This is a genomic window from Streptomyces odonnellii (assembly GCF_000981895.1).
In the GTDB taxonomy this organism is placed as follows: Bacteria; Actinomycetota; Actinomycetes; order Streptomycetales; family Streptomycetaceae; genus Streptomyces; species Streptomyces odonnellii.
Genome location: NZ_LATD01000091.1, coordinates 1 through 20059, shown reverse-complemented (window position 1 = coordinate 20059; position 20059 = coordinate 1). Strand labels below are relative to the sequence as shown.

The 20059-nt window shown below is 66.6% G+C and carries 18 protein-coding genes and 2 pseudogenes; 7 read left to right on the top strand and 13 right to left on the bottom strand.

What is annotated here, in order from left to right; all coding sequences use genetic code 11:
• From WH07_RS39675 to WH07_RS10475, 3 genes and pseudogenes are all read right to left on the bottom strand, one after another.
• Positions 1-533, bottom strand: a pseudogene (locus WH07_RS39675) (hypothetical protein); the annotation flags it as partial.
• The gene (locus tag WH07_RS10480) at positions 530-2020 is read right to left on the bottom strand and encodes a Mu transposase C-terminal domain-containing protein (RefSeq protein WP_198533775.1); all 1491 of its coding nucleotides are present in this window, start codon (positions 2018-2020) and stop codon (positions 530-532) included. The gene WH07_RS10480 and the pseudogene WH07_RS39675, both read right to left, overlap by 4 nt.
• Before the next feature lie 170 nt (positions 2021-2190).
• Positions 2191-2748, bottom strand: coding sequence for a hypothetical protein (locus WH07_RS10475; RefSeq protein WP_046498441.1), 558 nt, complete (start codon positions 2746-2748; stop codon positions 2191-2193).
• 897 nt (positions 2749-3645) lie between these two features.
• On the opposite strand from WH07_RS10475, the gene WH07_RS10470 reads away from it, so the two are divergent.
• Together WH07_RS10470 and WH07_RS10465 are read left to right on the top strand one after the other, a co-directional pair.
• Positions 3646-4668, top strand: coding sequence for a hypothetical protein (locus tag WH07_RS10470; RefSeq protein WP_157877322.1), 1023 nt, complete (start codon positions 3646-3648; stop codon positions 4666-4668).
• Positions 4669-5257: 589 nt separating this feature from the next.
• Complete coding sequence (locus WH07_RS10465) at positions 5258-5521, top strand: hypothetical protein (protein WP_046498439.1); 264 nt, start codon at positions 5258-5260, stop codon at positions 5519-5521.
• 1018 nt (positions 5522-6539) lie between these two features.
• Here the strand turns inward: WH07_RS10465 and WH07_RS36165 are convergent.
• Positions 6540-7652, bottom strand: coding sequence for a hypothetical protein (locus WH07_RS36165; RefSeq protein WP_052744320.1), 1113 nt, complete (start codon positions 7650-7652; stop codon positions 6540-6542).
• Positions 7653-7915: 263 nt separating this feature from the next.
• Between WH07_RS36165 and WH07_RS10455 the strand changes: the two genes are divergently transcribed.
• Positions 7916-8218: a hypothetical protein gene (locus WH07_RS10455; protein ID WP_046498436.1), complete on the top strand. Its 303-nt coding sequence runs from the start codon at positions 7916-7918 to the stop codon at positions 8216-8218.
• A gap of 316 nt (positions 8219-8534) precedes the next feature.
• A complete protein-coding gene (locus tag WH07_RS10450) occupies positions 8535-9587 on the top strand; it encodes a hypothetical protein (protein ID WP_157877321.1) in 1053 nt (350 codons plus the stop codon).
• A gap of 200 nt (positions 9588-9787) precedes the next feature.
• On the opposite strand, the gene WH07_RS10445 is transcribed toward WH07_RS10450, so the two are convergent.
• From WH07_RS10445 to WH07_RS10435, 3 genes are all read right to left on the bottom strand, one after another.
• The gene (locus WH07_RS10445; protein ID WP_157877320.1) at positions 9788-10315 is read right to left on the bottom strand and encodes a hypothetical protein; all 528 of its coding nucleotides are present in this window, start codon (positions 10313-10315) and stop codon (positions 9788-9790) included.
• A gap of 285 nt (positions 10316-10600) precedes the next feature.
• Positions 10601-11698 (bottom strand): hypothetical protein, encoded by a 1098-nt coding sequence (locus tag WH07_RS10440; RefSeq protein ID WP_046498430.1) that lies wholly within the window; start codon positions 11696-11698, stop codon positions 10601-10603.
• 127 nt (positions 11699-11825) lie between these two features.
• The gene (locus WH07_RS10435) at positions 11826-12974 is read right to left on the bottom strand and encodes a HEPN domain-containing protein (RefSeq protein WP_157877319.1); all 1149 of its coding nucleotides are present in this window, start codon (positions 12972-12974) and stop codon (positions 11826-11828) included.
• A gap of 950 nt (positions 12975-13924) precedes the next feature.
• On the opposite strand from WH07_RS10435, the gene WH07_RS10430 reads away from it, so the two are divergent.
• A complete protein-coding gene (locus WH07_RS10430; protein WP_046498422.1) occupies positions 13925-14572 on the top strand; it encodes a hypothetical protein in 648 nt (215 codons plus the stop codon).
• A 209-nt stretch (positions 14573-14781) separates the two neighbouring features.
• Here WH07_RS10430 and WH07_RS10425 read toward each other — a convergent pair whose 3' ends face one another.
• Both WH07_RS10425 and WH07_RS10420 read right to left on the bottom strand, forming a co-directional pair.
• Entirely contained in the window at positions 14782-15075 is a 294-nt protein-coding gene (locus tag WH07_RS10425) for a hypothetical protein (RefSeq protein ID WP_157877318.1), read from the bottom strand.
• A gap of 170 nt (positions 15076-15245) precedes the next feature.
• Positions 15246-15710 carry a hypothetical protein gene (locus tag WH07_RS10420; RefSeq protein ID WP_046498417.1) on the bottom strand — a complete coding sequence of 155 codons (465 nt, stop codon included), beginning with the start codon at positions 15708-15710 and terminating at the stop codon, positions 15246-15248.
• 687 nt (positions 15711-16397) lie between these two features.
• Here WH07_RS10420 and WH07_RS39670 point away from each other — a divergent pair.
• Positions 16398-16676 carry an ATP-binding protein gene (locus tag WH07_RS39670; protein ID WP_046498414.1) on the top strand — a complete coding sequence of 93 codons (279 nt, stop codon included), beginning with the start codon at positions 16398-16400 and terminating at the stop codon, positions 16674-16676.
• A gap of 22 nt (positions 16677-16698) precedes the next feature.
• Here WH07_RS39670 and WH07_RS10410 read toward each other — a convergent pair whose 3' ends face one another.
• The 4 genes and pseudogenes from WH07_RS10410 to WH07_RS10395 all read right to left on the bottom strand — a co-directional run bounded on the left by WH07_RS10410 (position 16699) and on the right by WH07_RS10395 (position 19602).
• Positions 16699-17466 (bottom strand): aminoglycoside phosphotransferase family protein, encoded by a 768-nt coding sequence (locus tag WH07_RS10410; protein WP_079023122.1) that lies wholly within the window; start codon positions 17464-17466, stop codon positions 16699-16701.
• Between the two features lie 84 nt (positions 17467-17550).
• Positions 17551-18070, bottom strand: a pseudogene (locus WH07_RS10405) (transposase family protein); the annotation flags it as partial.
• A 139-nt stretch (positions 18071-18209) separates the two neighbouring features.
• Positions 18210-18833 carry an NADPH-dependent F420 reductase gene (locus WH07_RS10400; RefSeq protein WP_046498410.1) on the bottom strand — a complete coding sequence of 208 codons (624 nt, stop codon included), beginning with the start codon at positions 18831-18833 and terminating at the stop codon, positions 18210-18212.
• A 34-nt stretch (positions 18834-18867) separates the two neighbouring features.
• The gene (locus WH07_RS10395; RefSeq protein WP_046498407.1) at positions 18868-19602 is read right to left on the bottom strand and encodes an SDR family NAD(P)-dependent oxidoreductase; all 735 of its coding nucleotides are present in this window, start codon (positions 19600-19602) and stop codon (positions 18868-18870) included.
• A 143-nt stretch (positions 19603-19745) separates the two neighbouring features.
• Between WH07_RS10395 and WH07_RS10390 the strand changes: the two genes are divergently transcribed.
• The coding region (locus WH07_RS10390) for a TetR/AcrR family transcriptional regulator (RefSeq protein WP_046498444.1) at positions 19746-20059 on the top strand (314 nt) is incomplete at its 3' end.

Here is a 20059-nt window from a genome sequence, read left to right as displayed (position 1 = left end):
ATAAGAGACAGGCGGAACTGCAGGAGCAGGACGAGGTCGGGGGCGACTTCCTTAAGTGCGGCGAGGACGGAGAAGGTTTTTCCGAGCCCGGCGTCCCCGTAGATGCAGGACATAGCGCGGGCGTCGATGGTGTCGGCGATGTTCTCGCCTGCTTCCAGCAGGGCTTCGGTGGCCACGATGCGGGCGTCGGGCAGGTCGAGGTAGAAGTCGGGGTCGTCGCTGGTTTCGGTGGTGGTTTCGGTGGTGGTGGTCGTGGGTTCTGCTCCTTGGGTTGTGGGATGAAGGGGTGGTTCAGGGGCGGTTGTTGGTTCGGGGTGTGGCGGGATAGTCGGCGTGGGGCGCGGAGTGTGTGCTGTGCCGAGGTCATGGCCGGTGGCGGGGTTGGTCAGCTCGATCTGCCCGTGTTGCGGTGAGGTGTGAACAGTGACCCGGGTTCCGGCGTGGGCTTGGGTGAGGGCCCCGCTGTAGATGCGGCCCTGCCAGCGGATCTGCCCTGGCCCGACCCGCCGGTGCACTCCTGGAGGTGGGGTCATGTGGTGTCCTCGGGGGTGCTGGCCGGCGGGGCCGGGATCGCCCAGCGGGCGCCGGGGATCACGCGACGGGGCATGTAGTCGGCGGGGACGCCGTCGTCTTTGGCCCGTGTGGTGCGGGTCGTGGCCAGTTCTGCCGTGGCTTGTTTGCGCGTCATCGTTCCGGCGATACGGGCTGGGCCCGGCTGGGTGGCGGGCTGGAAGCGGCGCCGGCGACGGCGCTGTGCCTCGGCCAGGTCGCGGCGGATGCGTCGGACACGGTCGTCGCGGGCCTGGTAGACGGCGCGGATTTCCTCTTCGCTGGCCTCGTCGGCCAGGTGGGCGGTGCCTAGGTGCCGGTGCGTCTGGGCATGGAAGACCTCGATGGCACGGGGGTGGTGGGGTTGGTAGCGCACGGTGACCTGGGTGCCGGTGCGGCCGGTCATCCATGCGCCGATGTAGTCACGGCCCTGCCAGCGGATCCCGTGCCCGTGGATGACGCGGGTGGAGCGTTCGCCTTCCATCAGGAAGACGTGCAGGTCCTTCAGCGGTGGCTCTCTCAAGGGGGTGGTGTCGCTGTTCCAGCTGTCCATTGGCGTCAGGTTGCCGCGACCGGCCATGCGGTGCTCGGTGTTGCGGGTGCGGACCCACTGGGCAAAGAGGTCGACGAAGTTCTCGAACGTCAGCGCCGGGTCCTTCTCTCCAGCCCGGCGCTTCGTGTCCAGTTTCTGGGCCTTGGTGTAGCGGGGCAGGGTGGAGAAGAACATGCTGGTCGCCGCACGGTTGAGGTTCTCGATGCTTCCCTTGAGGTGCGGGGTGTAGGGCGGCAGGACTTCGACGTGGACGCCGAAGCTTCCCATGGCCTGGGTAACAGCTCGGGAGAGGAAGTCCTTGCCACGGTCGATACGGATACGGCGGGGCAGTCCGCCGGCCGGACCGTGGATGTCGCCGGTGAGGATGCAGGAGCGCAGGGCGGCCAGGATCGATCCGCGGTGCGGGAAGTGCGGGGTGACGGCCCAGCCCATGATCACGCCGGTGTGACAGTCGCAGAACCAGGTGATCCAGGGCTTGACGAGTCTGCCGTCGGCCCACACCAACACGGGCGCCTGTTTGTGGTCACCTTCCCATTCTTCGTTCCGGCAGGTTGGCGGGCGCTTCAAGTGAGGGTCACGGGCTCGGGAGGCGGGGATGCCGGATCGCAGGCCTGCCAGGTCGCCGGGGGCGAGGTCGAGTTTCACCGCCCGGTGCAGCGTGGACAGGCTGGGCACCTGCTTCGGGTCGTCGGCCTCCTCAAGCATCGCCTGGTGGACAGGTTTGACGTTGCCGCGGTAGAAGGCAAGCTTGATGCGGACCTCGTCGGTGACGGTGTACCGGCTGCGGGGCGCAAGGTCTGCGGTGCCAACGGCCCGGGCCTTTTCCAGGCGTCGCCAGACGGTGCGCTCATGGACGCCGACCGTACGCGCGACGGTCTTCACCTCGGCGCTGGTCAATTCACCGCGTTCGCGCAGCACAACCAGTGAGCGGATCCCGGCGGTCAGCAGCGCCCGCTTTCCGCGGGAAGAAGGAACCAGGGCGGGTTCGTCCGCGAGGGTGCCGCTAGAGGCCCGGCGCATTGTGACAACACTCCCTTCGTGATGATGCGGTCTGCCGGTAGGGTTGAGAAGGCCAGAGGAGCAGCACGTCAGCCGAGGAGGCCGATGTGCGAGACATATGCGTAGCTGCGGTAGTCGGAGTCCAGGTCGCTGATCTGCCACTCCCACTGGTATTCCAGTTCGAGGAAGTTCTGGCCGGCCCAGGCCTGCACGATCGGGCCCCAGCGGTAGATGTTCTTCTTCCTCACCCGCAGTGGGCGCCGATGGCGGGCTTCGACGCCCTCCTGGTGGACGGGATGGATCTCGATGCGGGTCCCTCCGCCGGCGTTGAGGTGACGGGTCAGCCACGGGGCGATGTTGCGGCGGCGTAGGCCCCGGAAGGCAAGCTGCACGCGTTGTTGCACGTCCAGGTCCGGCATGTGGTCCGTCGACAGGCACCGGGTGAGAGCGGACGGATCCCCTGTGATGTGGTGGGCCTGAAGAGCTGCTGCTGCGCCCTTCTTCGCGGACAGGTATTTCACCGCTTGCTCCAGGCTTTCCTGGTCGCTACGGGTCCAGGCGACGTCATCGAAGACTTGCCTGTCCAAGGACTTGGCAAGGGCTCGTCCTCCTTCGAGGCCCTTGGCGCCCAGTTCTCCGAATCCCATCGCGTGCTCCTGCGTGTCGTTCGCTGTGCGGAATTGGCACGGCACAGCGCGTGGCCGGACCGCTGTGTGACGCCAGGGGCAGAGGCGGGAGGCACAGGGAGCAAGTGGCGTGGGCCGTTGCCGGTGGCGTGTTGTTTCACACCGGCTGGCAGGACGATATGCCAACCGTCGGTTCGCTAACTGTTATGCGGACGTTGCGCGGGCGGCCGTGCAACGCGCGTAGTCACTTGCCTCGATATTGTTGAGTTCTGAACCATCAAAGGATTCGCTTTAGGGGCACCGAAGGAACAACGCGGTTACAGCGTTGAGGCAGAGCTGTGCGGCGCATAGCCCGCAACTGCTGCCGCGGTCGACTCAAAAGCCGAGGCGGGAGCGGCTTTGGCAGATGTTCTGCGGCCGTGCACAGGAGGGCTGCCACACGGTTCAGGAAGTGGCGCCAGGCCGATCATTCGCCGTTCGCGCGGCGACAGGGATGGGCACCAAGCCCACTAGCGAGCCAAAAGGGCCGCCACCATAGTGCCCACCACTGACAACACATGCGACTACCAGAAGGTAACCTGATCACCTGTCACCACATATGGCGGAAACGCACTCTGCTTTGGCCGTAATCAACCTGCCAGGAGATGCGCGTCGTCGACGTGCCACCTCGTGCGGATGCGTAACTGCGTAGTGGCCAAGAGACCTGATCCCGGTCCAGCCGTGCGCCGAGAAATCAATGGCTTGTAACTGTGCCTGGGCCCGCTCTCCTTTCACTCACGCATTGGAGAACCACGGGTCTCTTGAGCTGCACGCGGCACACATCACTTCCTTCCGCCTGGCCGGTTTCATTCCCTTCAGGAAGAGAGGAAACGATTCGCTCCTGACCCGTTGTCAGAGGTGGCCGCAACGATGACTCGCATGAGTCTCACTTCGTGCCTGAAGGACCCGGCCTCCGCCATCTCGCGCTTCCTGGCGGAGCACCTTCCCTCCCCTGATCTGTTGTTGTCCGACTACCGCGATCGCCTGGCCCAGTACTCACCTCCGGTCAAGCCCGCACCTGAAGCGGGCCGACGCGCGGACTATCGAATGCTGGGGCACACCATCGACCACCGGCTCCGTATCAGCCTCGGCGTGCCCATCGGTCAGCCGATCCGGGAGGGTGTGGTGCGTGCCGTGCTCGACGACGACGGGTGGCCCAGCATGGAAGTCATCGGCACCGTGCAGGCAGCGGGGCAGGTGCTGCTGGAGGAACTGTCCCGGTACGAGAACGCTGATGGTCAACCGCTCACTCTCGATGACGCATCCGAGGACCGTCTCGTGCGTCTGTGCCACGTCGCATCCAGTTTCGAAGCCATCTTCCGCCGGGCGGGGTGGGTACGCGGCAACAATCTCGGTTCAACCCGGCCCGGGGACTCCCTCGACGACATTGCCGCCGCGGTACCCGACTACGTGGTGACCGATGTCCGCAGCCAGATGCGGCTGGCCGGCGCGCCGGGCCCCTTTGACCACCTAATCAAGCTGCCCGCCGCTGCGCGGATCGGCGGCCCGGTGTTCGACGGCAGTCGCGATGTCGGCGGAGCGGACGCCGATTTCATCCTGGACGGACAGCTGATCGACTGCAAAGCGACCATCCGGCCGGAGCGGATGAGCCGGGCCGAGATCTACCAGCTCGCCGGCTATCTCCTGCTCGACTACAGCGACGCCTGCGCTGTCACGGATGTAGGGCTGTACCTGTCACGGCAAGGCGCGCTCATCGACTGGAGCGTGCAGGAATTCCTGGACCTTCTGGGATGCCGACTCACGTTGCCTGAACTACGGGCAGCATGCCAGCACGCATTGACCGACGGCTCCGCCGGTGCGCCTGCGCCCGCGGAAGCGATGCGGCGCTCACTCCCCCGCCCCCGCAATGCGCCTGCCGTGCAGGAGAGCCTCTTCGACTGAAGAGACCGACTGCGAAGCGCGGCACGATGGGCGGGTCCGGATACACCGAAGGCCGGCACCAGAGGGTGTCGGCCGGGCGCACGGCAGGCACGGGCCAACGCGCCTGCCGTTCCTGAGGTTCGGGCTTGCGACCAGTCGCCTTCAGGGGACACCGGCCGCCGAGGCGGTGGGTGTCGTCGTCGCTGCGAAGCGTCCACCAATCGGGCCTGGGCCGCAAGCGAGCGGGAACGAATGCTGGGCCGCGCGGACCTCTGTCGGCCACAGTCGGTGGGCAGACTACCCCAGCTTGTTGACGCCCCGGCCGTGCGCATCGCGGCGCGACCGGTGGACGGCACAACCCGGGGGCTTTGTGGTGCCGGCAGGAACTGCGTAGTCGGCAGGGGAACGTTCGCTGGGCCGCTAATCGACAAACAGGGCATAGAGGTATCGGGTGGCGGGCGGGCAGCGGGCCTGGCATGGAAGGCTGTACGCATCGTGCAGCCCCGCCTGAAGGCAGGGCCAACTGCCGCAGGACTGCGCGTGTTTGCGACCACTCAGCCCCTGGGACCCGGCCGTTACGCCGGGCCCCCTTGCCCGACGGAGTCATGCCGTGAACCACCTGCCCTCCTCCCTCCCGCCCGCCACCCAGGTCTCCCAGGGACGCTGGGGACCCACTCACGCCCTGACCCTGCTGATCGCGTTCCTATTGCTCGGCGCCCTGCTGTTTCGCGAGGGAACACCGATCGGCGACATCCTCGCCCTGCTCGGCGGCTGCGGTGCGATCGGCGCAGGCACCCTCGCACTCGCTGGCGGCAGCCGCCGCCTGATCGCCGTCCTGGCCGAGGCCGCCGTGCGCTCCGGCGTAGGCAGGTAGGCAACCACCATGCCCCGCACCAATGGCACCACACGCTCGCCATACGCCGGCCTCGCTGCGCACCTGACCGCGCTACGCAAGAAAGCACGGCTCAGCCAGCGCGCCCTCGCCTCGGCCGCAGCCGTCCCGCGCTGTCCTCGACGCGTGCCGGGCTCCCGACCACGCTCGCCACGACGCGCACAAACTGCGAAACCGCGGCCGGACCACCGCCCGTGGCCGCCGTCTCCACGCGCCCTCCGCCAAGCTCATTCATGGCCGCGGTGCAACCGCCGCAGGCTGCCCGCGACTGGGGAACAACTGGATACATTCCTCGTCGTCTGCCGCGTCAGGCGGAGCGATCGCGCCCACATCCACAATGCTTGGCGCCGCCTCCGCAACTTCCCCCAGCCAAAGCCACCCACCCACCGAGCACGCCACCAACTCCAATGAGACGGCCTCTCGAGGAGCGGTTCACCGGCGCGTACGCACGGTCGTGGACCGTGCCCAGGGCGTCGAGGCGCCCGGACACCGTCAGCTGCTGTTCCTGCTGCCCGACGCAATCGTGGCAGCGACATGTGGCCCTCAGGAACGCCGCTTCCGGTCGACATCATCGACCTGATGCAGAGCAAGGTGGACGCAGTGCTACCCAGCACCGGTATTCGCGCCGCTAACGCTGCAGCACTGGCCACGCAGGGAACTCCTCACGACCCATCCGCTGTCCGCGAGTACATGGCTGAGCCTTCTCGGACTTGGGTCAGGCGGCTGTCCACTCGCCGTGTGCCGTAAAGCTGTAGGCGCTGCAGCCCACGGATCCCCAGCCTCCGAAGCCGTGACGGCCATGTGCCCAACGGTCGTTGACGAAGGTGATGGGCTCGCCACAGTGCTGGCACTGTTCTTCCGACTTCTCGCGCTCGATTCCCACGATGCCCCCAACTGGCTGGTGCGGCCACCCCAAGCCGCTTGAACAAGTGCATCCTCCCAGCCCCGGACATGCATGGGGCCAAGGGGTGCCCGGGCCTGATCGAAGTTGGCCGATGCGTTAGCGGTACTCACGCAGCCGTGTAAGGAACTGCCGGACGAGCGCGTCAAGGTCGGAGTCGGCACTGGTCTCCTCGACAAGGATTCGTTCGATGTGGACGATCCCGCTGTTGCGCCAGTGCCGGTCGCGCGTGGTGTCCGCGCCGAAGCGCTTCTGATGATGAGGCCCGTCGACCTCGATGATCCCCACGCGGCCCGCGATGGTGACGAGGAAGTCCGGCGTCCAGGCATTGCCGACACCAACGCGCCCCATCGGCAGCGGGAAGATAGAGATGGTGGAATCTTGGGGCAGCGCAGCCTGCACCCTCTTCAGCGCCTCGTAGACGAGTACTTCCTCGCGGGAGTCGAAGACGAAACCTTCCCTGCTGAGCGTAGGGACAGCTTCTCTCGCACGGGTCCTCGACGCCTGGTTGGATGTCGCTCCCCTCGCCAGTTCCTCCTGCAGTATCTGCCGCCAGCGGTCACCGATTTCGGGGAGCGCAGGCGCGGCAGTGACGCTGCCAATCTCCACCCCGTGTCGCCCGGCCACGTGGTCGAACACCGGCTGGATCGCTGCGATGACATCCTCGGTGAACCGGGGAACGAGATAGGGCGGCACGATGAGGACAGCGTCCTCCCAGTCCCCGAACCGGTTGCCGGGGACCAGTTCCACGTCCTCTACATCCGCTAGCAGGGCAGCAGCCCGGCTGTTGCCCTGCTCATGCATCAGGAACGCCGTCTGGCCCAGAACGCGGTGCAAGGTGGTCGTTGCTGGCTCAGTCAGCTGAGATGGCGGGTCGGGAGCCGTGACGGCTACGGACACGTGCACCTGCGGCGCAGGGCATTCCGGTGTGTGGCGCACGAGGGCAGGGGGTTTCTTCTCCACGACCGACTCGACGGCGGCCGGCTGGCCGAGGAGCTCCTTGAGTGTCTCCTCAAGGACACTGGCAGATCCCGAGTTGACGAAGTTGTCCAACGAGCCCTGGTTGATCCAGGTCAGTGTCAGCGTGGTCCCGTCGTAGGCGAGTACCCTTGCGTTCTGGCTGAGCAGAATCCAGGCGAACCGCCGCCGTTTTATGACTACTTCCAAAACCTGCGGCCACAGCTCCTGCATGACTGCCACCTTGTTCGCCATACCGCTTCCCCGCGTACTGTCCTATCTACAGCGTAGAAGCAGGGACTGACATTGATAGAGCAATGCTCAGTACCTGTGGATCAGCCCCGGGAGGGCATGCGGAGGGCGTATCTGCCCCGATTGATTCTGTGAAGGCCACCGAGTAGGTCGGCGTTGCGGGCGCCGGTCGGGAAGGCGCGCCCGTGCTTACGGGTAGTGAATGACGACGCCTCCAGGCGTGACGGATCCCTGGTCGACGAGATCGTCCGCGAGGGGCACGTCGGATGCTCGCCGTCGCATTGGAGGCCGAAGTCGACACCTGCCGCACGACCTCGGTGCAGTGGCCCGAAGACATCGACCGGCGCCTGAACATCCTGGTCCGCGCCGCCACAACTGCCGGTGAACGCACCTCGCGCGCCGAACTGCTGGCTGCCCTGATAGCAGCCGCCGACACCCAGCCCGAGCAGCTGGCTCTCCTGCTGTACCGCTACCGCCGCCTGCCCAAAACCGCCCTCGCCGACGACGAGAGCCGCGAGGACCTGCCCCAGGTCCGCTCCCCCGGCCCCCGACGCGCCTCATCCGCCTAAACGATCGCGCCAGGGAAGGTCACCGCGACCGGCCGGAACAACCGCCACACAGGCGAGTGGCACAGGCAGGCGGTACCGCGGCTACCCCCGCTGGGTTCTCGTCGAACCCAGCAAGCTCAGGCGTCTGAAGCCGCCCCGGCTGTCCCCCTTCCTCATGGGGCCGCCAAAAACGACTGGCGCAGCGACAAAGCCCCTGTCTTCTGCAGCAGCGCCAGCAACGAAGATCGACTGCCATCAGCGGACAGGAAGAGTCCCCCCGCCCACCCCCGCGGCAGCGGTCCGAAAACGTCTCAGCCACCCGAGTAGCGTTTCTTCCATGCCACGAACTGCACCCAGCCAAGCAAACCGCAAGCTCATGGCCCTTGCCGCGGCGTCTGGCTACCCGGTCAGCGCCAGCCAGCTGGAACGCTGGCGCCATCACGGCTTAATCCCGAGCCCTGATGCGCGCCGCACGGGAGCCAGGGGAACCGAACAGATCTATCCAGAGGGCACGGGAGACCTGGTCTGCGCTCTGGCCCGGCACGCCTGCCCTGGAACCACCTACGACGACCTGGCCCTGCTCGCCTTCTTCTCCGGAGCCGCGGTCCCGGAGACCGCACTCAAAACCGCGCTGGCACGTGTCTACTTCAAGCACCGTGTGCGACACGAGGAGCAGGTAGAACACGTACAGGCGCAGGTTCCGCCGCTGTGGGCTGCCGAGATGGACAGCGAGTACGAGACGGCCGAGGCTGCTGCGAAGATCTCGCTGGCCGAGAACGGCAGGGCCATACGCCAGATGCGCAGCAACCTCCGGCGTCAGCCCGATCTGGCTCGCTCCCCGCGCGAGGAAGTCGACGCCCGCCTGCTGGGTGTTCTGGTTGGTCTGGAGATGCGGCAACTCCCGGAGTCGGACGTTGCGTTCATGAATGATCTGACAGCCGCGCTGCATCTCGACTGCGATACCGCCGAGGACTGCGTCGCGGTCTGGGACTACGCGGCCGCATGCCACGTCTCGCAAATGGCCCGCCAGGAGACGACATCGCCCCGGGAGCGAATCGAGAAGCTTGCGCGTATCAGCGCCGAGGATCTGCAGACCCTGCGCACGGAAGTGCTCGAGAATATGGACCAGGTATGGACGCGGGCGACCGGAGGGCGCCAAACACGCGCTGCGAGGGACCAGGTATGGCTGGCGCGAGGTGCTGCCGGCACGCTGATGGAATGGATGAGTGCACGCACGGTGCATCCGCCGGGTTCCGTCCTCGCCAACCGCTACTTCATCGAGAGCCTCGCCGACTTGTCATTGCGCTGCCAGATCTCACAAGCGCGGTCACTGTGCAGCGGCAGGCCAGGCGAAGGGCGCTCTGCCTTTGTTGCGCGCACCAGCGACTGACGGGCCGCTCTGCCAAAGGCGCGGGCGTGGTGGTCGCACACGATGAGGGCCCCGTACGGGTCCTCTTGGCCGGCGACGAGTCGATAAGAGGAGATCCCTGCGGGCGTGGTCAGCGGGGACGCTGCTATCGGGGATGTACAAGCACGTCGGAGGAGCGTGTCCCACCGATATACGGCGCACAGGCGGATACGACGGGTCGGCTAATGCGTACGCAACCGCTTGAGGAATGTCCTGACCAGAGCGTCCGACTCGGAGTCTTTGGCAGTTTCTTCCACCAGGATTCGTTCGATGTGGACGAATCCGCTGTTCCGCCAGTGCCGATCTCTGGTGCCGTCAGCCGCGAGCCGTCCACGGTGATGCGGCCCGTCGACTTCGATCAGACCTGCCCTGCCTTCGCGAACGACGAGGAAGTCAGGTGTGCAGGTGTTGCCAATCCCCACCCGCCCCAACGGCAGCGGGAAGATCGAGATGGTGGCGTCAGCCTGGAGGGTCGCCTGGGCACGCTTGAGCGCTTCGTAGACCCGCAGTTCCTCGCGGGAATCAAATGCGAAGCCCTCACGCCTCCGGTTCGTCACTCGAGCAGCATGGTTCGTTGTCGTATCGGAGGTAAGCCGACTCTGAAGAGCCGACCTCCAGTCCGAGGACACCTCTGGCAGCCCGACATAGACAGACTGTGCCTCGATGCCGTGCCGCTCGGCGATCGGCAAGAGCGCCTCGCGGATTCGCACTCGACGCGCTGCCCGGTCTAGCGTTCTCGGCCGTGGCCCGGCCTTGACCGCGCTCTGGATGGGGCCCGGCCACCCGCCGCGCACACGGCACCCGAAGACCGCGGCAGCCTCCCGTCGGGTGCTGGCCGCTTGCCGCTGCAGCAGGCGGGCGAAGCGCCGGCCGTCTTCCAGCAGGGCGACGGGGCACGGCCGGACGAGGTGCCAGCTCCCAGATCAGTCAGCGGTGTTCCCCTATTCGAGTGAGGAACCGCCGGGTCAGCGCGTCCTGCGGCGGCCGTCGGCTCTTCACCAGCGCGACCAGCCTTCCATCTGCTGTGCTACGCAACTCACATGGCTCGCCAGCTCTGTCGTGAAGGATGCGAAGTCTTCCCCGAAGTAGACCTCCACCAGACCGAAAAGGGAGGCATCGAGGGTCAGCTGATCTAGCACTCCCTGTTCGGGCCGGTAGTGGACGAGCGTATTGCGGAATTGTCGATGCGCCTGTATGATCTTCAAACTCATCGGCGCGGTGAGGATATCCGCCAGTGCCTCTCGTGCAGAGGGCTGAAGCTGTGATCCGTACTGCTCAGCTAGTTTGCCCAGACTCGAGAGGATGTGGTGCAGCGTGATATAGCGCAGCTTCGCGACGGTGGCGGCAGACTGGCTATTGGTGTCATCGGCCAGGACCACGTCCACCACGTTGAGCGCGCACGTGAAGGCTGTCAGAGCTGCTTTGATCTCCTCAGAGAAGGCTGGGTCAAAGGACCTCTGATAGATGTTCTTTGCGCGCACGTCTTTGGCGGTCAGGTCCGTCTTCATCATCGTGTCCATGAATGACGTCCCTGCCCACGCCAGCTCTCCTGTCACCGCGGCCGTGTACCGGGCCAGTTCGGAGGCGATGTTGTGGAGCTCGCGACTGAGGCTGGAAGTGTCTCGGATCTGGTCGGGCGGGAAGGCCATGAAAAAGTTCGCGACGTGCGAGGTCGAGATGACTCGGCCTCGATAGCGCCACAGGGCGAGGTCCGTCTCCAGGGGGCGGGCCAACGGGAGCCAGGTATTGCCCAGAAACTCTGCACGGTGAGCTTTGATGATGCCTTCGAAGTCCGTTCCGATGTCGGACAGTTTCTTTTTCGTGTCGTCGAAGAGTTTCACCGAGTGACGTGCGCGTTCGATGGCATCGGCGCCTTCATAAGCAAGGAGCTGGGCGAGGTCCGGCTCAATCGCCCGCAACGCCCGGTGGGACTCGTGAACGATGAGACAGCTGTAGTTGTACATGCAGAACATGGGAACAGCGGCCTGGTCCCCGGCGTCTATTATGTCCTGCATGAAGCGTCGCAGGAACATCAGGTCTCGTGTGATCAGACCGAGAGCGATGTCGTTGCCAGGTGAGGCACTCGTGGTCATGGCCTGCTTTCCTCGTGCTTTGCGGTGGTAGCGCTGGTACAAGTTTGATCCAGCGTCTCAGGGCGCCGCGCGTCAGCCCACTGGCGCCTGGACGCACGTCAGACCGCTGCTACAAGGCCTGTCCTCTTCACGGGCTGCGGTGTGAGCAGGGCTTGCTGGGACTCACGTAGCTGTCGCCGATTAGGTCACGCATCGGTTCCTCCATCGTCGGCGTCAGCGATACGGAACGGCGCGCCAGCTCAACGAAGCACAGCGCAAAGCCGCGCCGCGCCTGCGCAAGGTCGACGCCTGTAGCGACCGTCCCCGCATGGACGACGCCATTGCGGTGTTTATACAGGTCGTGGACGGCCTCGGAGTACCCACGGACGCCTGGCTGACCTCGCAGGAGGAGTCTGACGCGACGCTGGAGTTTCGCCGCGATGGCACCAGCGTTGGAGCCGTCGGTCAGCATCATCTCGAAGGCCACGGCCAGACTCACAATCTGCGACCAGCTCTGGTCCGAGGCATGGAAGGAGCGGCGGAAGTAGGCCAGCGAATCATGCAGTTTCGTGAACGCCTTACTCAGCGCATCGGGACGGGTGGTGGGTCTACGCAGGCGTGCGTGCCGCATGTAGCCGTCGTAGACCTGATCGACCGCGTCCCGGGCGACGTCGGCGAAGGAGCGGCGGCGCGCCCAATAACTGGGGTCGATCTCGATGTTGAGTTCGCTGATCTCTGCCAGTGCGGCCTTGCGCAGGCCGATGGGGACACAGTTCCCATCGAGGGCACGGCGGTCCGCCGGAGAGTCGAAGAGGCTGAGGTAGTGGTGAATGTCGAGCGTTTCCCAGTTGTTGGTGCGCGCCGAGCTGAACAGGAATCCGCCGGGCATGTCGTTGTGCGGCTGCACTGCGGCAAGCAGGCAGGCCAGGGCGCTGGAGGCGCGCAGGCGGCCCAGCACAAGGTGTTCCGTGTCGTAGTAGCTGCCGGGAGCCGTCGACACCGAGATCGCCATGATCGGGTTTTGTTCGAGCCAAGCCACGGGACGGCTGCGACGCCAGTGTTCCAGCCGTTCCAGTGGCAGTTCCTTGCGGACACCAAAGGCGCGGCGCACCTCGTCGAGGTTCTCGCGCGTTTTGCTCCACCGGTTGGTCTGGGGGAAGAGCGCGATCCGCGAACCGGGCGGTGAGAAGATCCAGGATCGGGCGGATCGGAAACGTAGCAGGCCACCTGCGAGCAACCCGAACGAATGCACCGGGAAGACCACCATTCCGGGGCGGGCCAGCTGGCGGTCCCGCACGATCTCCAGGCACCTGAGTACGGGGTCCGCGGCTTGATCGACAGTTACCGCCAGGTAAAGGAGACGGTCCAGGGTCTCGGGTCCCAGGAAGGCCCGTCGCGACCACAGTTCGCGGGCCAGCTCGGCCCGGATCGAGCTGAGTGGAACACGCCAGCGCGAGCCGCGCCGTCGCCCTCGATTTCTGCTGCTACCAGATCCTCCGCGGAGCCGTACTTCGCGAGCTGCGCCGCGTTGGCGTGCAGGTAATCCGCGGACTTGCGGACGGAGTTCTTTCCTTGCGTACGTACCTGGTTTATCTCCGCCGCAAGCTTCTTGACGCTCGGAAGCCGATCGTGTGCCACTACCCCTCCCCCCAACTCAGTAGTGTAGTTCGCCACCTGCGCATGCAGTCGAGCCATTATGGCGGGGCCTGCCTTACGTCTCCGCTGGAGACATCGATGTGGGTGCGAAATGGACGTCCTTGGCCCGTTCGAGCGGCACGGCTTTCAGCGAGCCCTGGACAAGGTCTCCAAGATCCGATGCCCGACTCCGGTCGACCGTGGTGGGCCACCGGCCCCACCATCTGTCTGCCCGGCCCGCTGGCAAAGGCCCGGGCGGCAGTGACAGCCAAGCACCCGAACAAGAGCAAGCCCAGCGACCTTGGCGTCGGTTAATCCTGGGGATCTGTGGGGTGAAACGCCGCACTTCGCCTGTGCCGCAACGCGTGTCACCCAAGAGATACGGCCGCTGATGCCGCACCTAGCTCATAGAGGCGCAGCGGGGCCTATTGGAAGTGCCACGAAGCCGTCCTGCACCGATGCCAGTGCCTGCCAGTGCCTGATGCCACTCGACGCCAGTGAAGCGAAGAGCATTTCAGCACGTCAGAAGACAACCGCAGGGGAACCAACGATGTCAGAGAAGCGGCATGCGATCACCGACACGGAGATGACACTTCACAGCGGAGTTTCGCTGTGCGCCGCAGCGATTTCCGGCCGGACGGGCCGGAGGTGTTCCTGCTCGGCCATGAGCAGTTGCAGGTCACCGCGGTGGACATGTTCGGGCCTGGCCGTCTGGCCGGGTATCGCGACCGCCTGCGGGCATGGGCTCAGCACTACCGTGCGCGGCGATGGCCGCCGGAGACGCCGGACTATCTGCTGCGTGGCTACTTCCGCATGCTCCACGGTGCCGGCGACGTGTCGAGCATGGTGATGCTCGGCACCGATCTCGATCGTCAGGACCGCATGCTCGATCTGTCTGGCGGTGATGCGGTTGCGCTGTCCGAGATCGCGACGGTCCTGGAGGTCCTTGCGGAGCAGGCCGAGCCTGATCTGATCGGGATGGTCCGCTTGGCCATGCATCGCGATCACCTTTCCGACCGCAACAGCTACATGCCCGCCGGGCTCCCGGCCGCGTGGGCTCGGCTCGGTCAGTTCCACAGAGCCGAGTCCCTCGCCGAGTCACTTCCCGTCGCGACTCCCTACGAGGCCGCCGATGCTGCGCATGAGGCTTTTGCCGTGGCTCTTGCCGCTCCTTCACCTGCGGGCCCGTCACAACCTCAACTCGGCCCTGCCTTTCTAACAAGCGGCTGCCGGGCGGCAGATGACGTATCCGCTCGCTGAGACCGCGCTGCTCCATCTCGGTTCTGCGCACCTCCGTGCGACTGGCCATCCAAATGTGCAGCAGCCGAGACACCCAGCCACACAGCATCAGCAGCCCACCCCCGAGGACGGGATCCATCGCTACCTGCCTCCCCCGGCGGTGACCTGTTCACCTGCCGACGCTATGTAGTGCGCCCACCCTCATCATTTGTGACCTCTTCCCCCGCACGCTATGAAGCTGCAGGTCGTCGTGCCTGGGTGTATCGATGCTCACCGAGTCCGTGCACCGCTCCAACGCGGTGGCCGGACAACGGCATCGTGTCCGCGCCCAGGACTATCCGCTTGGTGACGTGCGTGAAGGTCTCCATCTCTGAGGACAGCCCGACGTAGTACGGGGTGGTCGAGGCTGCCTTCGCGCTCAGGAGACGCACGTAGTAGGGATTGAGCGTGCGGCCGTACTTGAGGGCGACGTCCTGGACAGATGCCCTCCCCGCCCCCGTGAGCGCGTCATAGAACTCGTTCATCCGGGCCGCCACGCCCCGGTTCTGCCAGGGTCGTCGCTTCTGCCACGATCACCATCCACGTCGGAACATCCACAAAGCATGATGGGTGGCCGAGCACTCCGTCCAGCAGTCGATATCCCCAACCCTGCAAAACGCATTGACCTTCCACAAGATCAATTGCCTGACATGCCTCAACGGCGCGGAAAAGTGCTGTAGATAGTGGCCGGTTCAGCCGGCATAGGCCGGTCCGGTCGAAACCGCGGCAGATCGTACTCGGGAATCAGGAAGCTGCTGTATTCGGCGGGCGAGGAGCTCTCCGCCCAGTACATCGCGCCAGCCACTACATGGCCGTTGTTACCGGACTGGGTTTCCAGGATGAACGCGCGCCAGTCGTACCAGGGGCGAGGATCCGCAGCCCGAAGCTGCTCCTCCTCCGTTGGGAAGGCGAGTCGTACGGTCAGTGCTCGGTAGTGATCGCGGACCGAGAGCGTGCCGACATCTTTGAAAAGAATCTCCACCGTGGTTGGCAGGCCGGCCTCGATATCCTGCTCGCCACGGAGCAGGACCTGGCTGTGCCCAATGATGTAGGCAAACAGGCGCAGGGGCCGGTCGAAAGAAACCGGCAAGTCCACCAACTCTGTTTGTCGCCCCGCCACACGTTTCCTTTGCATCTCAACCAGCTTCAGCGTCCGCGACCCCGGCGGCCACGGAGCAGTTGAAGCGGCACCACTCTACCTCTGCCCCCTCCCACACGAGTCACCCGTGATCATTTGTCAGACAGGTCCTAACAACCTCACGGGCTAGCTAAGGCCTTTCATCGGCGGTCCCCGGGTGCGCACCGGACCGGCGGGGACGGCCACGGCCACCGGATCGTCGCCCGGCTCGGGCATAGGCGCGGAGCCGAGCGCGAGGATCCACAGGAAGCGGACGCCCCGCACGGCCGGCCGCCTTGATAGCAGCCTCGATGAGGCGGGTCTGCTTCAGCCGGGTCCTCGTCGCCCAGGGCCGACGACTCCGGGCACACGGTCAGCCGGCCGGACCCCGGTTCCAACCCGATCGCCGCGACGTGCCCGGCCAGTTCGGGGTTGGACGCCCACCGCTCGCGCAGCGTCGCGCCAGCGGCCCGGGGCTCCCTCGCGCGCTCGGTGACCAGCGCGCCGATCGCCGCCCCCAGCCCATCGGTTCGCGCCCGTCCCAGCGTGCCGTACGGACGGGCCACGGCTTCCGCTTGTCTTCCGGCCGCTGTCGTTCTTCCGCGCCGCCTCCATCACGGCCCGCAGTACGTCCCGGAGCCAGCCTGCCTGCCTTCAGGTGGTGTGGGCGGTCCTGCGCAGGACGGTCAGATGCGCCAGGTGCGGATGCGATCGGCGGCGTCGCTGTTCCGGCATCGCGGTCCGACCACAACGCCGTTCCAGATCCCCACTGGGCGGAAGGAACACAAGGCTACGGCACTCGCTACGAACTCCCCGCTCAGCGAGTGGAACTCGGTCCTCAACGAGCCCCGGCTCCGCGCGGCCATCGCCAGCCGGATCACCTTGCGCCGCACGCTGATCCCGACCGGCACCGGCTCCTACCGGTTCCAAGCAACCGAGGACGAACGCGGCACCAGGAAGACCCCGTGAGTCTGCCCCCGAACCGGTCCCTTCACCTCAGCAGGGCAGCGGTGAACGTCTTGCGGTGGTCCGCCAGCCAGGTCTGCATACGGTCCCAGCGTTCCCATCCGCCACGCTCGGCCAGCGCCTGGCAATAGACGGGGTCACCGCCGGCCACGCGACGGGCTACAAAGGCCCGGCAGACCTCCGTGGCCTGCTCGATGACGCCGGGCAACTCGCCGCGGTCCCGCGGCGGGAGACCGTAGCTGTCGGCGAGGATCCGCAGCCGTGCGGGCGCGTCCAGCCCCGAGGGGTAGAAGCCGGCCGCGGATCCGGGATCGAGCATGGGCACCCAGTAGCGGGCGGTCATGGCCACATCCCAGAGGGGGCGGCCCGGGGCGGCCAGGTCGAAATCGATCAGGGCAGCAGCCCGGCCGCCGCGGAAGACGACATTCTCCGGGCACACGTCGTTGTGGCACAGCATCCTTCCCCCCTCCGGGTCCGCCAGATCCCGGGACCACCCCGCACGGGAGTCGACCGCGACAGCCGCGCTGGTCTCATGCAGGCGCCGCAGCAGGCTCCCCACCGATTCGAGGGCAGCCCTCGTCATCACCCAGTCCCGGAACGGCGGCAGAGCCACCTCACCTGGGATGAAAGTCAACTGCTCACGGCCATCCCCGGTAAGACCGACAGGGACCGGCGCCGCGTCGAAACCGTGCTCCTTCAGGGCGAGGAGATAGGCATGCAGGGCACGCGCGTTGCGCGGCGCCGGGCGCTCGACCAGCGCACCCCGGCGGAAGACCGCCCCCGCGTTCGCCATCCCACCGGCCAACGCCCCACCCTCACCCGTCACGGCAATCACACTATCCCCGGATCACCCCCGCACGGACCGAACCACAAACCCCGCGGGGGCGGGGGCGGCCTGGCGTTCACGGATCCGGATGATCTTGCGGGGTGCGGGCCGTGATCAGGCCGTGGGTGCGTCCCGGCAGCGCGGGCGAGATCCACAGAACCTCGCCGACCGGATCGGTGACAACCTGGACCTTCACGCCGTGACGGCGGTGCCCGGCGGAGTAACCCGCGCGGCTGCCGCCGGCGCGGTCGCACGCGGCGAGGGTGCCGTCCGCAAGAACGGATCCGGGACCGTGCCCGCGCAGCGTCGTCAACAGGCCCGGGGCCCGGCCGGCGAGCATGCCGGTGACGGTGGTGACGCAGGCGTGGGCGGTGCCGACGGATCCCCCGAAGCCGGCCCCGATCCGGGCGAGGATGTCGTGGCGGTGGCGGTGCGGGCACACCGGCGCGACGCGTGCGCGCCGGTGCGGCGGGAGTGTGCAGCGTCTGTCACCGTCACGGGTGACGATGAGCATGGTGACCCGCTCGACCAGCGTGTGCGGGAGGCCGAGTGCGACAGGACGGGGAACCAACAGGGCTCCTGTGCCGGTGGGTTGAGGCTTCGGACACCTCCCTCAACACTCGAACACCTTCCTCAACAGCGGGCCCGGCCATGGGAAGTGTGGAACCGGGCTTCATCGGCGAGTGCTTCGGTGATCCGTCAGCCGTTGCTCAGACGGGAAGTTCGGTGATGCCGAGGGCGAAGTCCACGTTCCCCACCCCGTGGTTGGCGAGGCCCACCGTGACCACGCCCGCTCCTTCCAGCCAGTGCGCCATTTTCAGGCCGCCGACGTCCAGCGGGCGCAGCCCGAGGCTCTCGATGAACGCCTCCACACGTGCCTTGGCCCGCGCGTTGTCGCCTGCGATGAAGACGTCGGGGCGGCCCTTCTCCAGGACATGGCGGAAGACGGTGTTGAACGCCTTCACCACGCTGGCGCCGGCCGGGGCCGCCTTGGCGATTTCCTGTGCGATGGAAGTCTCCTCGCGGTGGGCCAGCCCGTCGAACGTGGGATTGAAGGGATTGCTGATGTCGACGATGACCTTTCCCTCGAGGGCGTCTCCGTACTGGGCGACGGCCGGCACGACACCGTCGTGCAGCAGGGCCACGATGACGATGTCCCCGGACGGGCGGGTGCCCCATTCCCCCGTCGTGGTGCCGCCGCCGAGAGCCTTGGCCAGGTCGGCGGCCCTGGACTGATCACGGCCCATGACCTCGACGGTGTTACCGCCCGCCACCGCCCGCGCGCCGATGGTGCGGGCCATGTTCCCGGTGCCGATGATGCTGATGCTGCTCATGAGATGTCCTGCCCTGGTGGTGTGTTGTTCCGGTTCAGATGGCGGTGGTGCCGCCGTCGGCGACGAGTTCCATGCCGTTGACGTAGCTGGAGTCGTCGGAGGCGAGGAAGAGGGCGGCAGCGGCGATTTCGTCGGGGCGGCCCATCTCGCCGCGGGGAATGAGGGACTCGAACTGGCGCTTGGTGGCCTCGTCGAAGAGTTCTTCCTGCTTGGCGGTGGCGACCTGGCCGGGGGTCAGGACGTTGACGCGGATGCGGCGGTCCTTGAGCTCGTTGAGCCAGACGCGGGCCCATGCCTGCTGGACGGCCTTGCTGCCGGCGTAGACGCTCCAGCCGGGGAACGCGCCGAGGGAGGCGTTGGAGCCGGTCATGAGGATGGAGCCGCCGTCGTTGAAGAGCGGGAGGGCCTTCTGGACGGTGAACAGGGTGCCGCGGGCATTGAGCCCGAACCAGGTGTCGAACTGGGCCTCGGTGATCTCGCCGAGCGGGGCGGGCTCGCCCCCGCCGGCGCTGGCCCACAGCACGTCGAGGCTCCCCTTCTCCCGCTTGACGGTGTCGTACAGGCGGTCCAGGTCGTCCAGGTCGGCGGCGTCTCCCCGGACACCGGTGACGTTGCGGCCGATCTGCTTCACGGCCTCGTCCAGGGCGTCCTGGCGGCGGCCGGTGATGAAGACGTGCGCTCCCTCGTCGACGAACAGCTTCGCGCCGGCCAGCGCCATGCCGGCGGTGCCGCCGGTGATGACCGCTACCTTGCCGTCGAGCTTTCCCATAGTCACTCCCTGGGGTCGGTGGTGCCGTACGCACCTGCAGCGACAGCGTTATGTACACCGTGCCGTGTGCTTACGGTAGAGGGCGGGCGGCCCGGACGCAAACTATGTACACCGGTCGTTACCCAGCGGGGTACCATGGGCCCATGACAGAGTTGGAGAAGGGCCCCACGGGCCGCCGCCGCGGCCGGGGCGCCCGCGAACGCATCCTCGGCGCGTCCCAGCAGCTCTTCCGCGAGCAGGGCATCAACCGCACCGGCATGGACCAGCTCTGCGCCGCGGCCCAGGTGTCCAAGCGCACCGCCTACCAGCACTTCACCGGCAAGGACGAACTCGTCGCCGAGTACCTGCGCCGGTTCGACCCCTCCGTCCTGTCCGGCGTGTTCGACCGCACCGACCTCACACCCCGCGAGCGGCTCCTCGCCGCCTTCGACATCCCCCCCACCACCCGCACCTGTGC

Bases quoted from the DNA above. Each gene is read 5' to 3' on its own strand.
- WH07_RS10400 (WP_046498410.1), bottom strand. From the start codon at position 18,833: ATGAGCAGCATCAGCATCATCGGCACCGGGAACATGGCCCGCACCATC.
- WH07_RS10395 (WP_046498407.1), bottom strand. From the start codon at position 19,602: ATGGGAAAGCTCGACGGCAAGGTAGCGGTCATCACCGGCGGCACCGCC.
- WH07_RS36165 (WP_052744320.1), bottom strand. From the start codon at position 7,652: ATGGCGAACAAGGTGGCAGTCATGCAGGAGCTGTGGCCGCAGGTTTTG.
- WH07_RS10425 (WP_157877318.1), bottom strand. From the start codon at position 15,075: ATGAACGAGTTCTATGACGCGCTCACGGGGGCGGGGAGGGCATCTGTC.
- WH07_RS10440 (WP_046498430.1), bottom strand. From the start codon at position 11,698: ATGACCACGAGTGCCTCACCTGGCAACGACATCGCTCTCGGTCTGATC.
- WH07_RS10470 (WP_157877322.1), top strand. From the start codon at position 3,646: ATGAGTCTCACTTCGTGCCTGAAGGACCCGGCCTCCGCCATCTCGCGC.
- WH07_RS39670 (WP_046498414.1), top strand. From the start codon at position 16,398: ATGCGCCAGGTGCGGATGCGATCGGCGGCGTCGCTGTTCCGGCATCGC.
- WH07_RS10475 (WP_046498441.1), bottom strand. From the start codon at position 2,748: ATGGGATTCGGAGAACTGGGCGCCAAGGGCCTCGAAGGAGGACGAGCC.
- WH07_RS10410 (WP_079023122.1), bottom strand. From the start codon at position 17,466: ATGGCGAACGCGGGGGCGGTCTTCCGCCGGGGTGCGCTGGTCGAGCGC.
- WH07_RS10455 (WP_046498436.1), top strand. From the start codon at position 7,916: ATGCTCGCCGTCGCATTGGAGGCCGAAGTCGACACCTGCCGCACGACC.
- WH07_RS10450 (WP_157877321.1), top strand. From the start codon at position 8,535: ATGCCACGAACTGCACCCAGCCAAGCAAACCGCAAGCTCATGGCCCTT.